This is a genomic window from Kitasatospora sp. NPDC057223 (assembly GCF_042669755.1).
Classification (GTDB): Bacteria; Actinomycetota; Actinomycetes; order Streptomycetales; family Streptomycetaceae; genus Kitasatospora.
Genome location: NZ_JBHUWW010000056.1, coordinates 1 through 14,855, shown reverse-complemented (window position 1 = coordinate 14,855; position 14,855 = coordinate 1). Strand labels below are relative to the sequence as shown.

Here is a 14,855-nt window from a genome sequence, read left to right as displayed (position 1 = left end):
GCACGCCGAAGGGGCCCGGATCCTGGTGGATCCGGGCCCCTTCGCTGTCGTACCCGCGGTCAGCCGACCCGCGACTCCGCGCGGCGGGCGCGCACGTCGCCGACCTTCTGGCCCACCTTGCGGCGGATCACCAGCAGCGGCGCCATCGCGGCCAGCGCGATCTGGGCGAACGCGCCGATGTGCAGCAGGGTGTCGCCACCCGGCAGGCCGGTCGCCCAGGCGGCGAGGCAGCCGATGCTCACGACGATCCAGCAGAGCGTCGCGGTGGCCAGCATGCCCTGCGGCTTGGGGTACTCGATCCGGCTCATCATCAGGTACGCGGTACCGGCGATGGCCAGCAGACCCGGCAGGAACGGCGGGTCCAGCAGCACGATGGCGAGCACCGTCATGGCACCCATCGGGCACGGCATGCCCTGGAAGACCCCCGGCCGCATCTTCACGGCCGAGAAGCGGGCCAGCCGCAGCACCACCGACAGCAGCACCGTCAGCGCGATCAGCGCGGAGAGCCGGCTGTCCGAACCGGGCGAGACCATGCCCCAGACCGCGACGAAGTAGGCCGGCGCGATGCCGAAGCTGATCAGGTCGGCCAGGTTGTCGAGTTCGGCACCCAGGGCCGAGGAGCGCAGCTTGCGCGCCACCAGGCCGTCGAACAGGTCGCACATCGAGCCGATGAGCAGGAGCACCACGGCGGTCGCGGCACTGTGCCGGTCCGGGGCGGCGTCCGGGTTGGTGATGTGCGGCACCAGGACCCCGGTGGTGATCGAGTAGATCGCCAGGAAGCCGCAGACGGCGTTGCCCAGGGTCAGGAAGTCGGCGGTGGACAGGTGCTGCGGTGAACGCGGAGCCCGCAGCTCGCGGTCGCGCGCCCAACGGCGGCGACGGAGCTCGGTCTCCTCGTCATCCAGGCCTGCGATCGTCTCAGGATCAGTCACGGTCAAGGCGCGTCACCCCGGCGGTGGTCTTCTGGCCGACCTCGACGCCGGCCTCGACGCCGGCCGGCAGGTAGGTGTCGACGCGCGAGCCGAACCGGATCAGACCGATCCGCTCGCCCTGCTCGACCTTGGTGCCGGCGTCCACGTACGGCACGATGCGACGGGCCACGGCCCCCGCGATCTGCACCATCTCGATGTCGCCGAGCTCGGTGTCGAAATGCCACACGACACGTTCGTTCTGGTCGCTGTCCTTGTTGAACGCGGGGACGAAGCCGCCCGCGACATGCTCGACGGACGTCACGGTGCCGGGCAGCGGGGCCCGGTTGACGTGCACGTTGAGCGGGCTCATGAAGATCGCGACCCGGGTCCGGCCGTCGGGCCAGGCATCGATGCTCTGCACCACGCCGTCGGCGGGCGAGATCACCCGGCCGGTGCCGATCTCACGCTCGGGGTCGCGGAAGAACCACAGCATGCCCGCGCCCAGGGCGCAGGTCGGCACCGCTGCCAGGGCCCACTTACCGTTCCGCCTGGTGAGGGCGGTGGTGAGAGCGGCCGTGGCGAGGGTGGGGACGAACCAGGGGGTGGCTCCGCGCGCGATGGTCACGCGGGGTCGCCGGCCGGCCGTCGGAGCGGCGAGGGCATCGCGGTCCGTGACGGAGGTGTGAGGGGACGGGCTGATGGGCATCGAAGACCTTTGTCGCGGGGGATCATGGCCGCTGGACGGGGGCCACCGCGGGGATCGAGTGATAAAGGGACGGCTGTGCTGTCCCGGAGGATGCTATCGGGAGCACACGGTGGGTGGGCAACCCGCCTGCTCGTTCGTCTGTCCGGTGCGGGCCCGTGGTGAGCCTGCTATGTGTACGACCGTAGCTCGACCCGGTTCGGTTCCCAAGGGGTCCGACGACCCTGGTGACCCAAGTCTCAGCCCAATGGACGAACGCAAGACGGCGCGCAGAAGCGGTCGCAGGGCGCGTAACGGCTGTTTCCGCGCCCTGCGACCGCCCCCGGGGCCGTACCGGCCCGCGGCGGACCAGGCCGGGGCGCACAGGGGTACGGCGGGTGCCGGGACGGGCCCGCACGCCCGTCCACCGGCTGTCGACGGGCCGTCGGCGGGGCCGCGGAGCCGCCCCCGGGCGGTGAAACACCCCGGGCGGTCTCCGGCGGCCTGCGGACGGCCGGAAATCGCTGTGCCTAGTCGGCGAGCCGGTACTCCTCCAGCAGGCGGCGTCCCACGATCATCTTCTGGATCTCCGCGGTACCTTCACCGATCAACAGCATCGGCGCCTCCCGGTAGAGGCGCTCGATCTCGTACTCCTTGGAGAAGCCGTAGCCGCCGTGGATCCGGAAGGAGTCCTCCACGACCTCCTTGCAGTACTCGGAGGCGAGGTACTTGGCCATCCCCGCCTCGAGGTCGTTGCGCTCGCCGCTGTCCTTCTTGCGGGCGGCCATCACCATCATCTGGTGCGCGGCCTCGACCTTGGTGGCCATCTCGGCCAGCTTGAACTGGATGGCCTGGTGCTCGGAGATCTTCTTGCCGAAGGTCGAGCGCTGCTGGGCGTAGGAGATGCCCAGCTCGAAGGCGCGGCGGGCGACACCGCAGCCGCGCGCGGCCACGTTGACCCGGCCGACCTCGACGCCGTCCATCATCTGGTAGAAGCCCTTGCCGGGGACGCCGCCGAGGACGCGGTCCGCCGGGATGCGGACGTCCTGGAGCACCAGCTCGGTGGTGTCGACGCCCTTGTAGCCCATCTTCTCGATCTTCCCGGGCACGGTGAGGCCGGGAACGGTCGGGTTCGGGCCGAAGCCGGGCGTCTTCTCGATCAGGAAGGTGGTCATGTTGCGGTACGGCGTGCTGCCGCCCTCGTCGGTCTTGCAGAGGACCGCGACCAGGGTGGAGGTGCCGCCGTTGGTCAGCCACATCTTCTGGCCGTTGAGGACGTAGAAGTCGCCGTCCTTGACGCCCTTGGTGGAGATCGCCGCGACGTCGGAGCCGAGGCCGGGCTCGGACATCGAGAAGGCACCGCGGATCTCGCCGGCCGCCATCCGGGGCAGGAAGTACTCCTTCTGCTCCTGGGTGCCGTGCGCGTTGATCATGTGCGCCACGATGAAGTGCGTGTTGACGATGCCGGAGACGGACATCCAGCCGCGGGCGATCTCCTCCACCACCAGGGCGTAGGTGAGCAGCGACTCGCCCAGGCCGCCGAACTCCTCGGGGATGGTCAGGCCGAACAGGCCCAGCTGCTTCATCCCCTCGACGATGGCGGTCGGGTACTCGTCCTTGTGCTCCAGCTCGTTGGCGACCGGAATGATCTCCTTGTCGACAAAGTCCCGCACGGTGGCGAGGATGTCCCGCTGGATCTCGGTGAGGCCGTCGGTCTGTGCGAGGCGTCCCATCGTGCGGCTCCTGTCATGCATGTGAAGAAAGAGGGTGGGGGTGCTGCGGTGCTGCCGTGGTGCCTTGGTGCGTGCGGCGCTGCGTGGGGGTACGGGGGCTCCGCGGGCGTGACTTCCGCGGAGCCCCCGTGACCGGAGGGGGGCCGATGACGGCGGCCCCCCTTGCCGGGGTCGGGGGGCCGTCAGGCCAGGGGCTCGGGGCGGCCGGGCTGCTCGCCGCCGCGGGCCGTGATGTACGTCGCGGTCGGCACCATCACCTTGCGGCGGAAGACGCAGACGACCGTGCCGTCCTGCTTGTAGCCCTTGGTCTCGACGTGGACGATGCCGCGGTCGTCCTTGGACTTGGACGGCCACTTGTCGAGCACGGTCGTCTCGCCGTAGAGGGTGTCGCCGTGGAAGGTCGGCGCGATGTGGCGCAGCGACTCGATCTCCAGGTTGGCGATCGCCTTGCCGGAGACGTCCGGGACGGACATGCCGAGCAGCAGCGAGTAGATGTAGTTGCCGACCACCACGTTCTTGCCGAAGTCGGTCGTCTTCCCGGCGTAGTTCGTGTCCAGGTGGAGCGGGTGGTGGTTCATCGTGAGCAGACAGAAGAGGTGGTCGTCGTACTCGGTGACGGTCTTTCCCGGCCAGTGCTTGTAGACCGCGCCGACCTCGAACTCTTCGTAGGTACGTCCGAACTGCATGGTTCTTTCCTCACGGCTCTCGGGACGGGTCTCAGGCCTGCGGGGGCTCGAACTTGGAGGTGCGCTCGAAGCCGGCGGCCCGGCCCTTGCCGGCGATGACCAGGGCCATCTTGCGGCTGGCCTCGTCGATCATCTCGTCGCCGAGCATCGCGGAGCCCTTGGCGCCGCCGGCCTCGGAGGTGCACCAGTCGTAGGCGTCCAGGATCAGCTCGGCGTGGTCGTAGTCCTCCTGCGCGGGCGAGAAGATCTCGTTCGCGGCGGCGACCTGGTCCGGGTGCAGGACCCACTTGCCGTCGAAGCCGAGCGCGGCGGCGCGGCCGGCGACCTCGCGGTAGCCCTCGGCGTTGCGGATCTGCAGGTAGGGGCCGTCGATGGCCTGCAGGTCGTGGGTGCGGGCGGCCATCAGGATGCGCATCAGGATGTAGTGGTAGGCGTCGGCCGGGTAGCCGGGGGGCTGCTGGCCGACGACCAGGGTCTTCATGTTGATCGAGGCCATGAAGTCGGCCGGGCCGAAGATGATGGTCTCCAGCCGCGGCGAGGCGGCGGCGATCTCGTCGACGTTGACCAGGCCCTTGGCGTTCTCGATCTGCGCCTCGATGCCGATCTTGCCGACCTCGAAGCCCATCGTCTTCTCGATCTGGGTGAGCAGCAGGTCGAGGGCCTTGACCTGGGTGGCGTCCTGGACCTTGGGCAGCATGATGCAGTCGAGGTTCGGGCCGGCGCCCTCGACGACGGTGATCACGTCGCGGTACGTCCAGTGGGTGGTCCAGTCGTTGACCCGGACGACCTTGGTCTTCTTGCCCCAGTCGCCGTTGTTGAGGGCGTCGACGATGTTGTGCCGGGCGCTCTCCTTGACCAGCGGGGCGCAGGCGTCCTCGAGGTCCAGGAAGACCTGGTCGGCGGGCAGCCCCTGGGCCTTCTCGAGGAAGCGCGGGTTGCTGCCCGGCACGGCGAGGCAGGAGCGGCGGGGGCGGAGCCTGTTGACGTTGCTCATGAGGGTTGGTCAGTCCTTCCGGGGTCAGCTGGTGGACGCTGCGGTGGCCGGCGTCCAGGGCTGGAGCCTGTTGGCGAGCCGGATCTCGTCCACGATCCGGCCGATGATGGTGGTGATGCCGAAGTCCTTCGGGGTGAACACGGCGGCGACGCCGGCGGCCTTGAGGGCCTCACCGTCCGCTGCCGGGATGATGCCACCCACGATCACGGGGACATCCTCCACCCCGGCCCGGCGCAGCCGGTTCAGGACGTCGGGCACCAGCTCCGGGTGGGCTCCGGAGAGGATCGACAGGCCGACGCAGTGCACGTCCTCGGCGACCGCGGCGGAGACGATCTGTTCGGGCGTCAGCCGGATGCCCTGGTAGACCACCTCGAAGCCGGCGTCGCGGGCCCGTACGGCGATCTGCTCGGCGCCGTTGGAGTGCCCGTCCAGGCCGGGCTTGCCGACCAGCAGGCGCAGCTTGCCCGCGCCCAGCTCGGCGGCCGTGGCGGCCACCGCCTCGCGGACGGCGGCCAGCTCGCCGCCGGGCTCGGCCGCCACCGCGACCGGGGCGCCGCCGACGCCGGTGGGCGCGCGGTACTCGCCGAAGACGTCCCGCAGGGCGAAGGACCACTCGCCGGTGGTGACGCCGGCACGGGCACAGGCGAGCGTGGCGGGCATCAGGTTGTCCGTGGTGAGGGCGGTGGCCTTCAGCTGCTCCAGGGCGCCGCGGACGGCGTTCTCGTCGCGGTCCGCCCGCCACTGCTTGAGGGCGCCGAGCACGGACTGCTCGGAGGCCGGGTCGACCACCATGATCGCGGTGTCGAGGTCGGCCGTGAGCGGGCTCTCCTCGGTGGTGTCGAAGCAGTTGACCCCGACGATCCTGTCCTCGCCGGACTCGATCCGGGCCCGCCGGGCGGCGTGCGAGGAGACCAGGTTGGACTTCAGGTAGCCGGACTCGACGGCCGGGATGACCCCGCCCATCTCCAGCACCTTGGCGATCTCCGCCTCGGCGCCGGCCAGCAGCGCGGCCGTCTTGGTCTCGATGACCTCGGAGCCGTTGAAGATGTCGCCGTACTCCAGCAGGTCGGACTCGTAGGCCAGCACCTGCTGGATCCGCAGCGACCACTGCTGGTCCCACGGGCGGGGCAGGCCGAGGGCCTCGTTCCAGGCCGGGAGCTGGACGGCCCGGGCGCGGGCGTCCTTGGAGAGGGTGACGGCCAGCATCTCCAGGACGATCCGCTGGACGTTGTTCTCCGGCTGGGCCTCCGTCAGGCCGAGCGAGTTGACCTGCACGCCGTACCGGAAGCGGCGCTGCTTGGCGTCCTGGATGCCGTAGCGCTCCAGCGTGACCTTCTCCCAGAGCTGGGCGAAGGCGCGCATCTTGCACATCTCCTCGACGAAGCGGACGCCCGCGTTCACGAAGAAGGAGATCCGGGCGACCACCTCGCCCATCCGCTCGGCGGGCACCTGGCCGGAGTCGCGGACGGCGTCCAGCACGGAGATCGCGGTGCACATCGCGTACGCGATCTCCTGGACGGGGGTGGCCCCGGCCTCCTGCAGGTGGTAGCTGCAGATGTTGATCGGGTTCCACTTGGGGATGCTGCCGACCGTGTAGGCGATCATGTCGGTGATCAGGCGCACCGACGGGCCGGGCGGGAAGACGTGCGTCCCGCGCGAGAGGTACTCCTTGACGATGTCGTTCTGGGTGGTGCCGGTGAGCTTGGCGATGTCCGCGCCCTGCTCCTCGGCGACCACCTGGTAGAGCGCCAGCAGCCACATCGCGGTGGCGTTGATCGTCATCGAGGTGTTGGTCTGCTCGACCGGGATGCCGTCGAACAGGGCGCGCATGTCGCCGACGTGGCCGACCGGGACGCCGACCCGGCCCACCTCGCCGCGGGCGAGGACGTGGTCGGAGTCGTAGCCCGTCTGGGTCGGCAGGTCGAACGCCACCGAGAGGCCGGTCTGCCCCTTGGCGAGGTTCTTGCGGTAGAGCGCGTTGGAGTCACTCGCGGTGGAGTGGCCCGCGTAGGTGCGCATCAGCCACGGCCGGTCGCGCGTGACCCGCTCGTTCGCCTGGTCGGCCATCAGATGTCCCGGAAGCGGTTGATGGCCGGCAGGTGCTTCTCGCGCAGCTCGGCGTCGCGCACGCCCAGGCCCTCGGCCGGGGCCAGGCAGAGCACGCCGACCTTGCCCTGGTGCTTGTTCTGGTGGACGTCGAGCGAGGCCTGGCCGGTCTGCTCCAGGCTGTAGACCTTGGACAGGGTCGGGTGGATCTTGCCCTTGGCGACCAGGCGGTTGGCCTCCCACGCCTCGCGGTAGTTCGCGAAGTGCGAGCCGACGATCTTCTTCAGCGACATCCAGAGGTACCGGTTGTCGTACTGGTGCATGTAGCCCGAGGTCGAGGCGCAGGTGACGATGGTGCCGCCCTTGCGGGTGACGTAGACCGAGGCGCCGAAGGTCTCGCGGCCCGGGTGCTCGAAGACGATGTCCACGTCCTCGCCGCCGGTCAGCTCGCGGATCCGGCCGCCCAGGCGCTTCCACTCCCGCGGGTCCTGGTTGTTGTCGTCCTTCCAGAACCGGTAGCCCTCGGCGCTGCGGTCGATGATCGCCTCGGCACCCATCGCCCGGCAGATGTCGGCCTTCTGGTCGTTGGAGACGACGCAGATCGGGGTGGCGCCGCCGGCCAGCGCGTACTGGGTGGCGTACGAGCCGAGGCCGCCGCTGGCGCCCCAGATCAGCACGTTGTCGCCCTGCTTCATGCCGGCGCCGTTCTGGCTGACCAGCTGGCGGTAGGCGGTGGAGTTGACCAGGCCGGGGGAGGCGGCCTCCTCCCAGGTCAGGTGGGCCGGCTTGGGCATCAGCTGGTTGGTCTTCACCAGGGCCAGCTGGGCCAGGCCGCCGAAGTTGGTCTCGAAGCCCCAGATGCGCTGCTCCGGGTCCATCATCGTGTCGTTGTGGCCGTCCGAGGACTCCAGCTCGACCGAGAGGCAGTGCGCGACGACCTCGTCGCCCGGCTTCCAGGCGTTGACGCCGGCGCCGGTGCGCAGCACGACGCCCGCCAGGTCGGAGCCGAGCACGTGGTACGGCAGGTCGTGGCGCTTGGTGAGCGGCGAGAGCCGGCCGTAGCGCTCCAGGAAGCCGAAGGTGGAGACCGGCTCGAAGATCGAGCTCCACACGGTGTTGTAGTTCACGGCGCTGGCCATGACGGCGACCAGGGCCTCGCCCGGGCCGAGCTCGGGCAGGGCGACGTCGTCCAGGTGCAGGGACTTGCGAGGGTCCTTGTCACGGCTGTCGAGGCCGGCGAACATCTGCTCCTCGTCCTTGTGGAGCGTGACGGCCCGGTAGGACTCCGGCAGCTTGATCGCGGCGAAGTCCGCCGCGGTGCTGTCGGAGCTGAGGATCGCGTCGAGGATTTCCTTCATGGCTGCCTCCGAAGGCGTACCTGTGTGAGGGCACAGGGCGTCTGGGGTAGCCGGGAGCGGACACCGGCTTCGCTGAGTGTGGACGGGTTTGGGTGGGCCTGACTCCCGGGGTGGGGGAGTGCCTGACGACGGCGCGCCGAGGTGGGGAGCCGCGGCGCCGCGACTGGTGAGTAACAAGGTAGTGGCACCCTGTGCCACTCGTAAAGACACTGGGTGTCATCAATTCGGATGAACCGGAAAGGCGTTCGACGGCCCTGTCCGGGGCAGCGCGAAGGCCCGCCCCGGTGAACCGGGACGGGCCTCGTCGACGTCGCTGACCTGCTGGAACGCTGGGACCTACTCGGCGCCGCGGCCGGTCAGGGCGGTCCGGATGCTGTCCAGGACGACATCCAGCGGGGCGTCCGTGCGGGCCACTGTGATGAGCACCTCACCGCCCGGACTGGCACTGAGTGCGCTCGCCGCGACGGCCTCCAGGGGCGAGTCCGGGTCATCACTGGCACCGGGTGCCACAGTCGCACCACGGCGTCGCATGCCCGACGGCGGCGTCGGCCAGAACGTCCCGCGGATCACCTCGAAGGAGTGGTCCAGCTGGGCCTCCACGTCCCCCCGCCCGCCCGCCCGCAGCCAGCGCCGCAGCACGTGGTTGTGCGCCGCCACGACCGCCGCCGCCGAGACCTCGGCCAGCATCGAGTCGTCGTCCCCGCCGCGCTGCCAGCCCGGCGGGATCTGCGCGGCCGCGTCGAACCGGCCCAGCAGGTACCGGGTGAAGAGCCGCTCGTAGCGCGCCACCACGGCGATCTCGCGCTCGCGCAGGGCCGGTACCTGGCGGATCAGCTGGTAGCGGGCCACCGAGACCGAGGGCGTGGACGCGTACATCCGCAGCACCTCCTTGATGCCCCGGCAGACCACGTCCAGCGGGTACTCCTCGGAGTCGGCGCTGGCCAGCAGGTCCGCCACCCGGACGAGCGTGTCGTCGTGGTCGGGGAAGATCGCCTCCTCCTTCGACCGGAAGTACCGGAAGAAGGTCCGCCGGGCCACCCCGGCCGCGGCGGCGATCTGATCGACCGTCGTCTCCTCGTACCCCTGCCCGGCGAACAGGTCCATCGCCGCCGTGGCGAGGTCCTGCCGCATCTGCAGCCGCTGCGCCGCCGCCCGCCGGCTGCCCGGGCCCGGCTCCGCCGCGGCGCCCCCGGCCGCGCCCGGGCGCGCCGGGTCGTGCCGCAGGGCCGGCTGCCGTGCGACGGACTGCTGCTCGGACACTGCCTGAACCCGATCCATGCCCGGAACGCTACACGCCCCGGACGGCACGCCATCGGGCCTTGCCCGCCGGACCGGCGCGACGGGCCCGGTCACGCTCGGTCTGGGCCACCGGGACGCCGCCCCGGGGCTCCAGCCGGCCCGCGGCGGACCGCCTGCCGAAGGGCTGGTCATCGGCGGGCGTGGTCGCGGAACCCGCGGCCGGTCTTGCGGCCCAGGCAGCCGGCCGCCACCAGGTGCTCCAGCAGCGGCGCGGCGGCCAGGCCGGGCTCGCGGAACTCCTGGTGCAGCACCTGCTCGATCGTCAGCGAGACGTCCAGGCCGACCACGTCCAGCAGCTCGAACGGGCCCATCGGGTAGCCGCAGCCGAGCTTCATCGCGGTGTCGATGTCGTCCACCGTCGCGTAGTGCTCCTGCAGCATCCGGACCGCGTCGTTCAGGTAGGGGAAGAGCAGGGCGTTCACGATGAACCCGGCCCGGTCGCCGCACTCCACCGGGTGCTTGCGCACCTTCGCGCACAGGTCGAGCACGGTGGCGGTGACGTCCGGCGCGGTCAGCACGGTCGAGACGACCTCCACCAGCTTCATGGCCGGCGCCGGATTGAAGAAGTGCATGCCGATCACGTCCTGCGGCCGCGAGGTCGTGGTGGCGCAGCTGATCACCGGCAGGCTGGAGGTGGTGGTCGCCAGCACCGCACCCGGCCGGCAGATCTTGTCGAGGGCCGCGAACAGCTCGCGCTTGACCGCGAGGTCCTCCGCCACGGCCTCGACCACCAGATCGGCGTCGGCCAGGTCGCTGTACAGCCCGGTCGGGGTGACCAGCGCGAGCGCCGCGTCCCGCTGGTCCGCGCTCAGCCGGCCCTTGGCCACCGAACGCTCCAGCGACTTCGCCAGCTGCGCCTTGGCCCGGTCGGCCTTCTCCTGGCTGCGGGCGGCCAGCAGCACCGTGTACCCGGCCTTCGCGAACACCTCGACGATGCCGGTCGCCATCGTGCCCGAGCCGCAGACGGCGACGGTGCGCACGTCCCGCCCGGCGGCCCGGACGGCCTCGGCGCCGCCCTGTCCGGCGACCACCCTGGAGGAGCCCGGTGCCTCGTACGTGTAGAAACCGCGCCCGGACTTGCGGCCCAGCAGCCCGGCCGCGACCAGCTGGCCGAGGATCGGCGCCGGGGCGTGCAGGCGGTCCCTGGACTGCTCGTACATCGCCTCCAGCACCGTCCGCGCGGTGTCCACGCCGATCAGGTCCAGCAGGGCCAGCGGGCCCATCGGCAGGCCGCAGCCGAGCCGCATCGCCGCGTCGATGTCCTCGCGGGTCGCGTACTTGGACTCGAACATCTGCGCGGCCTGGTTCAGGTACGCGAAGAGCAGGCCGTTGACCACGAAACCGGCCCGGTCGCCGGCCGCGACCGGCTCCTTGCCCAGCTCGCGGGCGAAGTCGGCGGCGGCCTCGGCCACCTGCGGGGCGGTCAGCACCGTGCGGACCACCTCCACCAGCTTCATCACCGGCACCGGGTTGAAGAAGTGCAGGCCCAGCACCCGCTCGGGCCGCGAGGTGGCGGCGGCGATCCGGGTCACCGACAGTGCGGTGGTACCGGTCGCCAGCACCGTCGCGGCCGGGCAGACGCGGTCCAGCTCGGCGAAGATCTCCCGCTTCAGCTCCAGCTGCTCGGGGACCTCCTCGATCACCAGGTCGGCCGCCGCCGCGGCGTCCAGCCGGTCGCCGACCGAGATCAGTGCGAGCAGCGCGGTGCGCTCCTCGGCGGTGATCCGCCCGCGCTCCACGTCGTGCGCGGTGCTCTCCTCGATCCGGGCCAGAGCCCGGGCGGCGCTGTCGCCGCCCGCCTCGATGCCGATCACCCGGCGGCCGCTCCTGGCGACCGCCACCGCGACACCGGCACCCATGGTGCCCAGGCCGACCACGGCGACAGTGGGAAAGGGACGCTCCATTGGATCCTGACTCCTTTGTCATGGGAACCCGCACGCGCTCCGGCGGAGCCGCTGCACCCGTCGGACGGGGCCGGCAGCCGCCGGAGGAGGGTCGCGCACGGGGGAGGGAGATGACGGTCGCGGCGTACGCCACAGGAGCCGGTCCGCTCCGGCTGTGCTGTGGGTAGGCCGTGGTACTCAGGTGCTCAAGAGAAGGAAGCGACTCTGGTACGAGGAAGAATCCGGCCGTGCGCCGCAGGGGTGCGGGCCGGGAGAAACGCACCCGTGCCACCGCCCGCAGAGCGCTTTGGCGCGCCGGGCGACGACCCCGCCGGTGCGGCTCCCGAAGCCCGGCGGTGGTGCGTGCGGTCATTGTAGCGAAGTTACCGACAAGTAGGAAGGGGGTGGGCGGATGGAAAACCGGCCCACCCCGGTCCGCGCCGAGGCGCCCAAACCACTCGTACGGGGAATACCGCCAGGCAGGCGGGCAGGGAAGCATGATCCCCATGAGCACCGCCGCCGCGAGGAGCACCCCGACGAGCACCGCCGCCGACCGCCGCCCGCCCCGGGCCGAGCGCGCCGCGCAGGCACGCCTCGCCGTCGACCGGCTGCGCACGTCCGCCGTCGACGCGGTGGCCGTCGGCTGGGTGGACAACGCGGGGCTCGCCCGCGTCAAGGCCGTGCCCGTCAGCGGGCTGGAGCACGCGGCGGCCTGGGGGATCGGCGCCGCCCCCTGCTTCGACGTCTTCCTCGTCGACGACTCGATCACCGAGAGCCCGCGGACGGGCGGCCCCGTCGGTGACCTCCGCCTGTACCCGGACCTCGACCGGCTGGTGCCGCTCGCCGCCCAACCCGGCTGGGCCTGGGCGCCCGCCGACCGCTACACCCAGGAGGGCACCGCACACCCGGGCTGCCAGCGCCTGTTCGCCCACCGGATGGAGAGCGCCGCCCGGGAACGCGGCCTCACCCTGCTGGCCGGCATCGAGGTCGAGTGGGTCGCCGCCCTGGCCGGCCCGCCGGACGAGGAGCCCCGCTACCCCACCCACGGCCCGGCCTACGGGCTCCAGCGGCTGACCGACCTGTCCGACTACCTGCGCGACGTCCTGCGCGCACTCGAACAGCAGGGCCTGACCGTCCTGCAGATCCACCCCGAGTACGCGCCCGGCCAGTTCGAGGTCTCGGTCGCCGCCGAGGGCCCGGTGGCCGCCGCCGACACCGCCGTCCTCGTCCGGCACACCGTGCGCGCCGTCTCCGCCCGGCACGGCCTGCGCGCCTCCTTCGCACCCGCCGTGGAGCCGGGCGGCGGCCTCGGCAACGGCGCCCACCTGCACCTCAGCCTCTGGCGCGACGGGCGCAACCTCGGCCACGGCGGCCCCGGCCCGCACGGGCTGACCGGCGAGGCCGAGGCCTTCCTCGCCGGCGTGCTGACCGCACTCCCCGAACTGCTCGCCCTCGGCACCCCCAGCCCGGCCGGCTACCTGCGGCTGGTGCCCTCCCGCTGGGCCGGCGCCTACCAGTGCTGGGGGCTGGAGAACCGCGAGGCGGCGCTGCGCCTGGTCACCGGTTCGGACGGCGAGCAGGCCCAGGCGGCCAACGCCGAGATCAAGTGCTTCGACGCGACCGCGAATCCGTACCTCGTGGTCGGCGCCGTGATCGCGGCCGGCCTCGCCGGGATCGACCGGGAGCTGCGGCTGCCGCCGGAGACCGCCGCCGACCCGGCGCGCCTGGCCCAGGACACCGTTCGCCGGCTGCCCGCCGACCTGGCGGAGGCGATCGCCGCGTACGAGAAGTCCGTACTGCTGCGGGACGCGCTCGGGGAGCCGCTCTACGAGGCGGTGCTCGCCGTCCGGCGGGCCGAGCAGGAGCTGTTCGCCGGCCGCAGCGACGAGGAGCTCATCGCCGCCACGCGCTGGCGGTACTGACGTGCCGCCCGGCACCGGGGGAGCGGCCGGCGGCGGGGCTTCCACCGGGAGGCGGTCCGGAGCGGCATCGCCCGGCGCACGGTCGTTCGGAGAGGTGGCCTACACCGAGCCGGGGCGGAGCGGAGCCGGCCCGGCGGAGCCCGGGCTGGTCGACCACCACTGCCACAGCGTGGTGACGGCCGAACTCGACGACAGCACTCTGGCCGGGCTCCTCACCGAGTCCGACCGGCCGCCCGCACCGGGCACCTCGCCGTTCGACAGCGCGCTCGGGCTCGCCGTACGGCGCTGGTGCCCGCCCGCGCTCGGGCTGCCGGCCCACGCCCCGGCCGCCGACTACCTGGCCCGTCGCCGCGAACTCGGCGCCCCCGAGGCAGCCCGGCGGCTGCTCGCCGCCGCCGGCCTGGACACCTGCCTGGTCGACACCGGCCTCCCCACGGCCGCCGGCCGCCCGCTGCTGCCACCGGCGGAGTTCGCCGCCCTCTCGGGAGCCCACGTCCGCGAGGTCGTGCGGCTGGAGCCGCTCGCCGAGGCCCTCGCGTCCCTCGGGCCGGGCGCCGCAGACTGGCCCGAAGCCGTCCGCGAGGCGGTGGGGGCGGCCGTCGAAGGCGGGGCCGTCGCGCTCAAATCGGTGCTGGCCTACCGTCACGGGCTCGACATCCCGGCGGAGCGGCCGAGCACGGCGGAGGTGGTCCGGGCAGCGGGGGAGTGGCTGCGCACCGCCGGCCACCGGAGGCTCACCGACCCCGTACTGCTGCGCCACCTGCTCTGGGCGGCACTGGACGCCTGCGCCGAGCGCCGCCTCCCGATCCAACTGCACACCGGCTTCGGCGATCCGGACGTGATCCTGCACCGGGCCGACCCCGCCCTGCTGGGCCCGTTCGTCCGGGCGGCCGAGCCCACGGGCGTCCCGCTCGTCCTGCTGCACGGCTACCCGTACCACCGGCAGGCCGGCTGGCTCGCCCAGGCCTTCCCGCACGTGTACACCGACCTCGGCCTGACGGCCTCCTACGCCGGGCCGCAGGTCGCGGCGGTGCTCGGCGAGATGCTGGAGCTCGTCCCGTTCGGCAAGCTGCTGTTCTCGACCGACGGGTACGGCCTGCCGGAGCTGCACCTGGTCGGTGCGGCCCAGTTCCGGCACGGTCTCGGCGCCCTGCTCGCCTCCTGGCGGGGGGACGGCGCCTGTTCGGCCGCCGACGCGGACCGGATCGCCGGGCTGGTCGGGGCCGGTAACGCGCGCACTCTCTACCGCATCTGACGGCTGGTCAAGTCTCAGGCCCCAAGGGCCGCTCGCACGGCCGGAAGGCAGCACGGCCCGGGGGCGGGAGGACGACCGTCCTCCCG

At 72.1% G+C, this 14,855-nt stretch carries 11 protein-coding genes; 2 read left to right on the top strand and 9 right to left on the bottom strand.

Annotated elements, in window-relative coordinates; all coding sequences use genetic code 11:
- Window positions 1-59: 59 nt before the first annotated feature.
- The 9 genes from ACFUK0_RS20545 to ACFUK0_RS20505 all read right to left on the bottom strand — a co-directional run bounded on the left by ACFUK0_RS20545 (window position 60) and on the right by ACFUK0_RS20505 (window position 11,613).
- A complete protein-coding gene (locus ACFUK0_RS20545; protein ID WP_380252176.1) occupies window positions 60-938 on the bottom strand; it encodes a CDP-alcohol phosphatidyltransferase family protein in 879 nt (292 codons plus the stop codon).
- Window positions 925-1,617 (bottom strand): phosphatidylserine decarboxylase, encoded by a 693-nt coding sequence (locus ACFUK0_RS20540; RefSeq protein WP_380252174.1) that lies wholly within the window; start codon window positions 1,615-1,617, stop codon window positions 925-927. Before ACFUK0_RS20540 ends, ACFUK0_RS20545 begins: the two co-directional genes overlap by 14 nt.
- Before the next feature lie 506 nt (window positions 1,618-2,123).
- Window positions 2,124-3,326 (bottom strand): acyl-CoA dehydrogenase family protein, encoded by a 1,203-nt coding sequence (locus tag ACFUK0_RS20535; RefSeq protein WP_380252172.1) that lies wholly within the window; start codon window positions 3,324-3,326, stop codon window positions 2,124-2,126.
- Between the two features lie 182 nt (window positions 3,327-3,508).
- Window positions 3,509-4,012 (bottom strand): MaoC family dehydratase, encoded by a 504-nt coding sequence (locus ACFUK0_RS20530; RefSeq protein WP_380252170.1) that lies wholly within the window; start codon window positions 4,010-4,012, stop codon window positions 3,509-3,511.
- A gap of 31 nt (window positions 4,013-4,043) precedes the next feature.
- Complete coding sequence (locus ACFUK0_RS20525; protein WP_380252168.1) at window positions 4,044-5,006, bottom strand: HpcH/HpaI aldolase/citrate lyase family protein; 963 nt, start codon at window positions 5,004-5,006, stop codon at window positions 4,044-4,046.
- A 24-nt stretch (window positions 5,007-5,030) separates the two neighbouring features.
- A complete protein-coding gene (locus ACFUK0_RS20520; RefSeq protein WP_380252166.1) occupies window positions 5,031-7,073 on the bottom strand; it encodes a protein meaA in 2,043 nt (680 codons plus the stop codon).
- Window positions 7,073-8,410 (bottom strand): crotonyl-CoA carboxylase/reductase, encoded by a 1,338-nt coding sequence (ccrA, locus tag ACFUK0_RS20515; RefSeq protein WP_380252164.1) that lies wholly within the window; start codon window positions 8,408-8,410, stop codon window positions 7,073-7,075. Before ccrA ends, ACFUK0_RS20520 begins: the two co-directional genes overlap by 1 nt.
- A 336-nt stretch (window positions 8,411-8,746) precedes the next feature.
- A complete protein-coding gene (locus tag ACFUK0_RS20510) occupies window positions 8,747-9,688 on the bottom strand; it encodes a TetR family transcriptional regulator (RefSeq protein WP_380252162.1) in 942 nt (313 codons plus the stop codon).
- Window positions 9,689-9,837: 149 nt separating this feature from the next.
- Window positions 9,838-11,613: a 3-hydroxyacyl-CoA dehydrogenase family protein gene (locus ACFUK0_RS20505; protein WP_380252160.1), complete on the bottom strand. Its 1,776-nt coding sequence runs from the start codon at window positions 11,611-11,613 to the stop codon at window positions 9,838-9,840.
- 485 nt (window positions 11,614-12,098) lie between these two features.
- Between ACFUK0_RS20505 and ACFUK0_RS20500 the strand changes: the two genes are divergently transcribed.
- Together ACFUK0_RS20500 and ACFUK0_RS20495 are read left to right on the top strand one after the other, a co-directional pair.
- Window positions 12,099-13,514 (top strand): glutamine synthetase, encoded by a 1,416-nt coding sequence (locus tag ACFUK0_RS20500; protein WP_380252158.1) that lies wholly within the window; start codon window positions 12,099-12,101, stop codon window positions 13,512-13,514.
- A gap of 94 nt (window positions 13,515-13,608) precedes the next feature.
- Window positions 13,609-14,769: an amidohydrolase family protein gene (locus ACFUK0_RS20495; RefSeq protein ID WP_380252156.1), complete on the top strand. Its 1,161-nt coding sequence runs from the start codon at window positions 13,609-13,611 to the stop codon at window positions 14,767-14,769.
- Window positions 14,770-14,855: the final 86 nt, after the last annotated feature.

Excerpts from the sequence above, each read along its gene's own strand:
- ACFUK0_RS20510 (WP_380252162.1), bottom strand. The coding sequence starts at position 9,688 with ATGGATCGGGTTCAGGCAGTGTCCGAGCAGCAGTCCGTCGCACGGCAG.
- ACFUK0_RS20525 (WP_380252168.1), bottom strand. The coding sequence starts at position 5,006 with ATGAGCAACGTCAACAGGCTCCGCCCCCGCCGCTCCTGCCTCGCCGTG.
- ACFUK0_RS20535 (WP_380252172.1), bottom strand. The coding sequence starts at position 3,326 with ATGGGACGCCTCGCACAGACCGACGGCCTCACCGAGATCCAGCGGGAC.
- ACFUK0_RS20540 (WP_380252174.1), bottom strand. The coding sequence starts at position 1,617 with ATGCCCATCAGCCCGTCCCCTCACACCTCCGTCACGGACCGCGATGCC.
- ACFUK0_RS20500 (WP_380252158.1), top strand. The coding sequence starts at position 12,099 with ATGAGCACCGCCGCCGCGAGGAGCACCCCGACGAGCACCGCCGCCGAC.
- ccrA (WP_380252164.1), bottom strand. The coding sequence starts at position 8,410 with ATGAAGGAAATCCTCGACGCGATCCTCAGCTCCGACAGCACCGCGGCG.
- ACFUK0_RS20505 (WP_380252160.1), bottom strand. The coding sequence starts at position 11,613 with ATGGAGCGTCCCTTTCCCACTGTCGCCGTGGTCGGCCTGGGCACCATG.
- ACFUK0_RS20520 (WP_380252166.1), bottom strand. The coding sequence starts at position 7,073 with ATGGCCGACCAGGCGAACGAGCGGGTCACGCGCGACCGGCCGTGGCTG.
- ACFUK0_RS20530 (WP_380252170.1), bottom strand. The coding sequence starts at position 4,012 with ATGCAGTTCGGACGTACCTACGAAGAGTTCGAGGTCGGCGCGGTCTAC.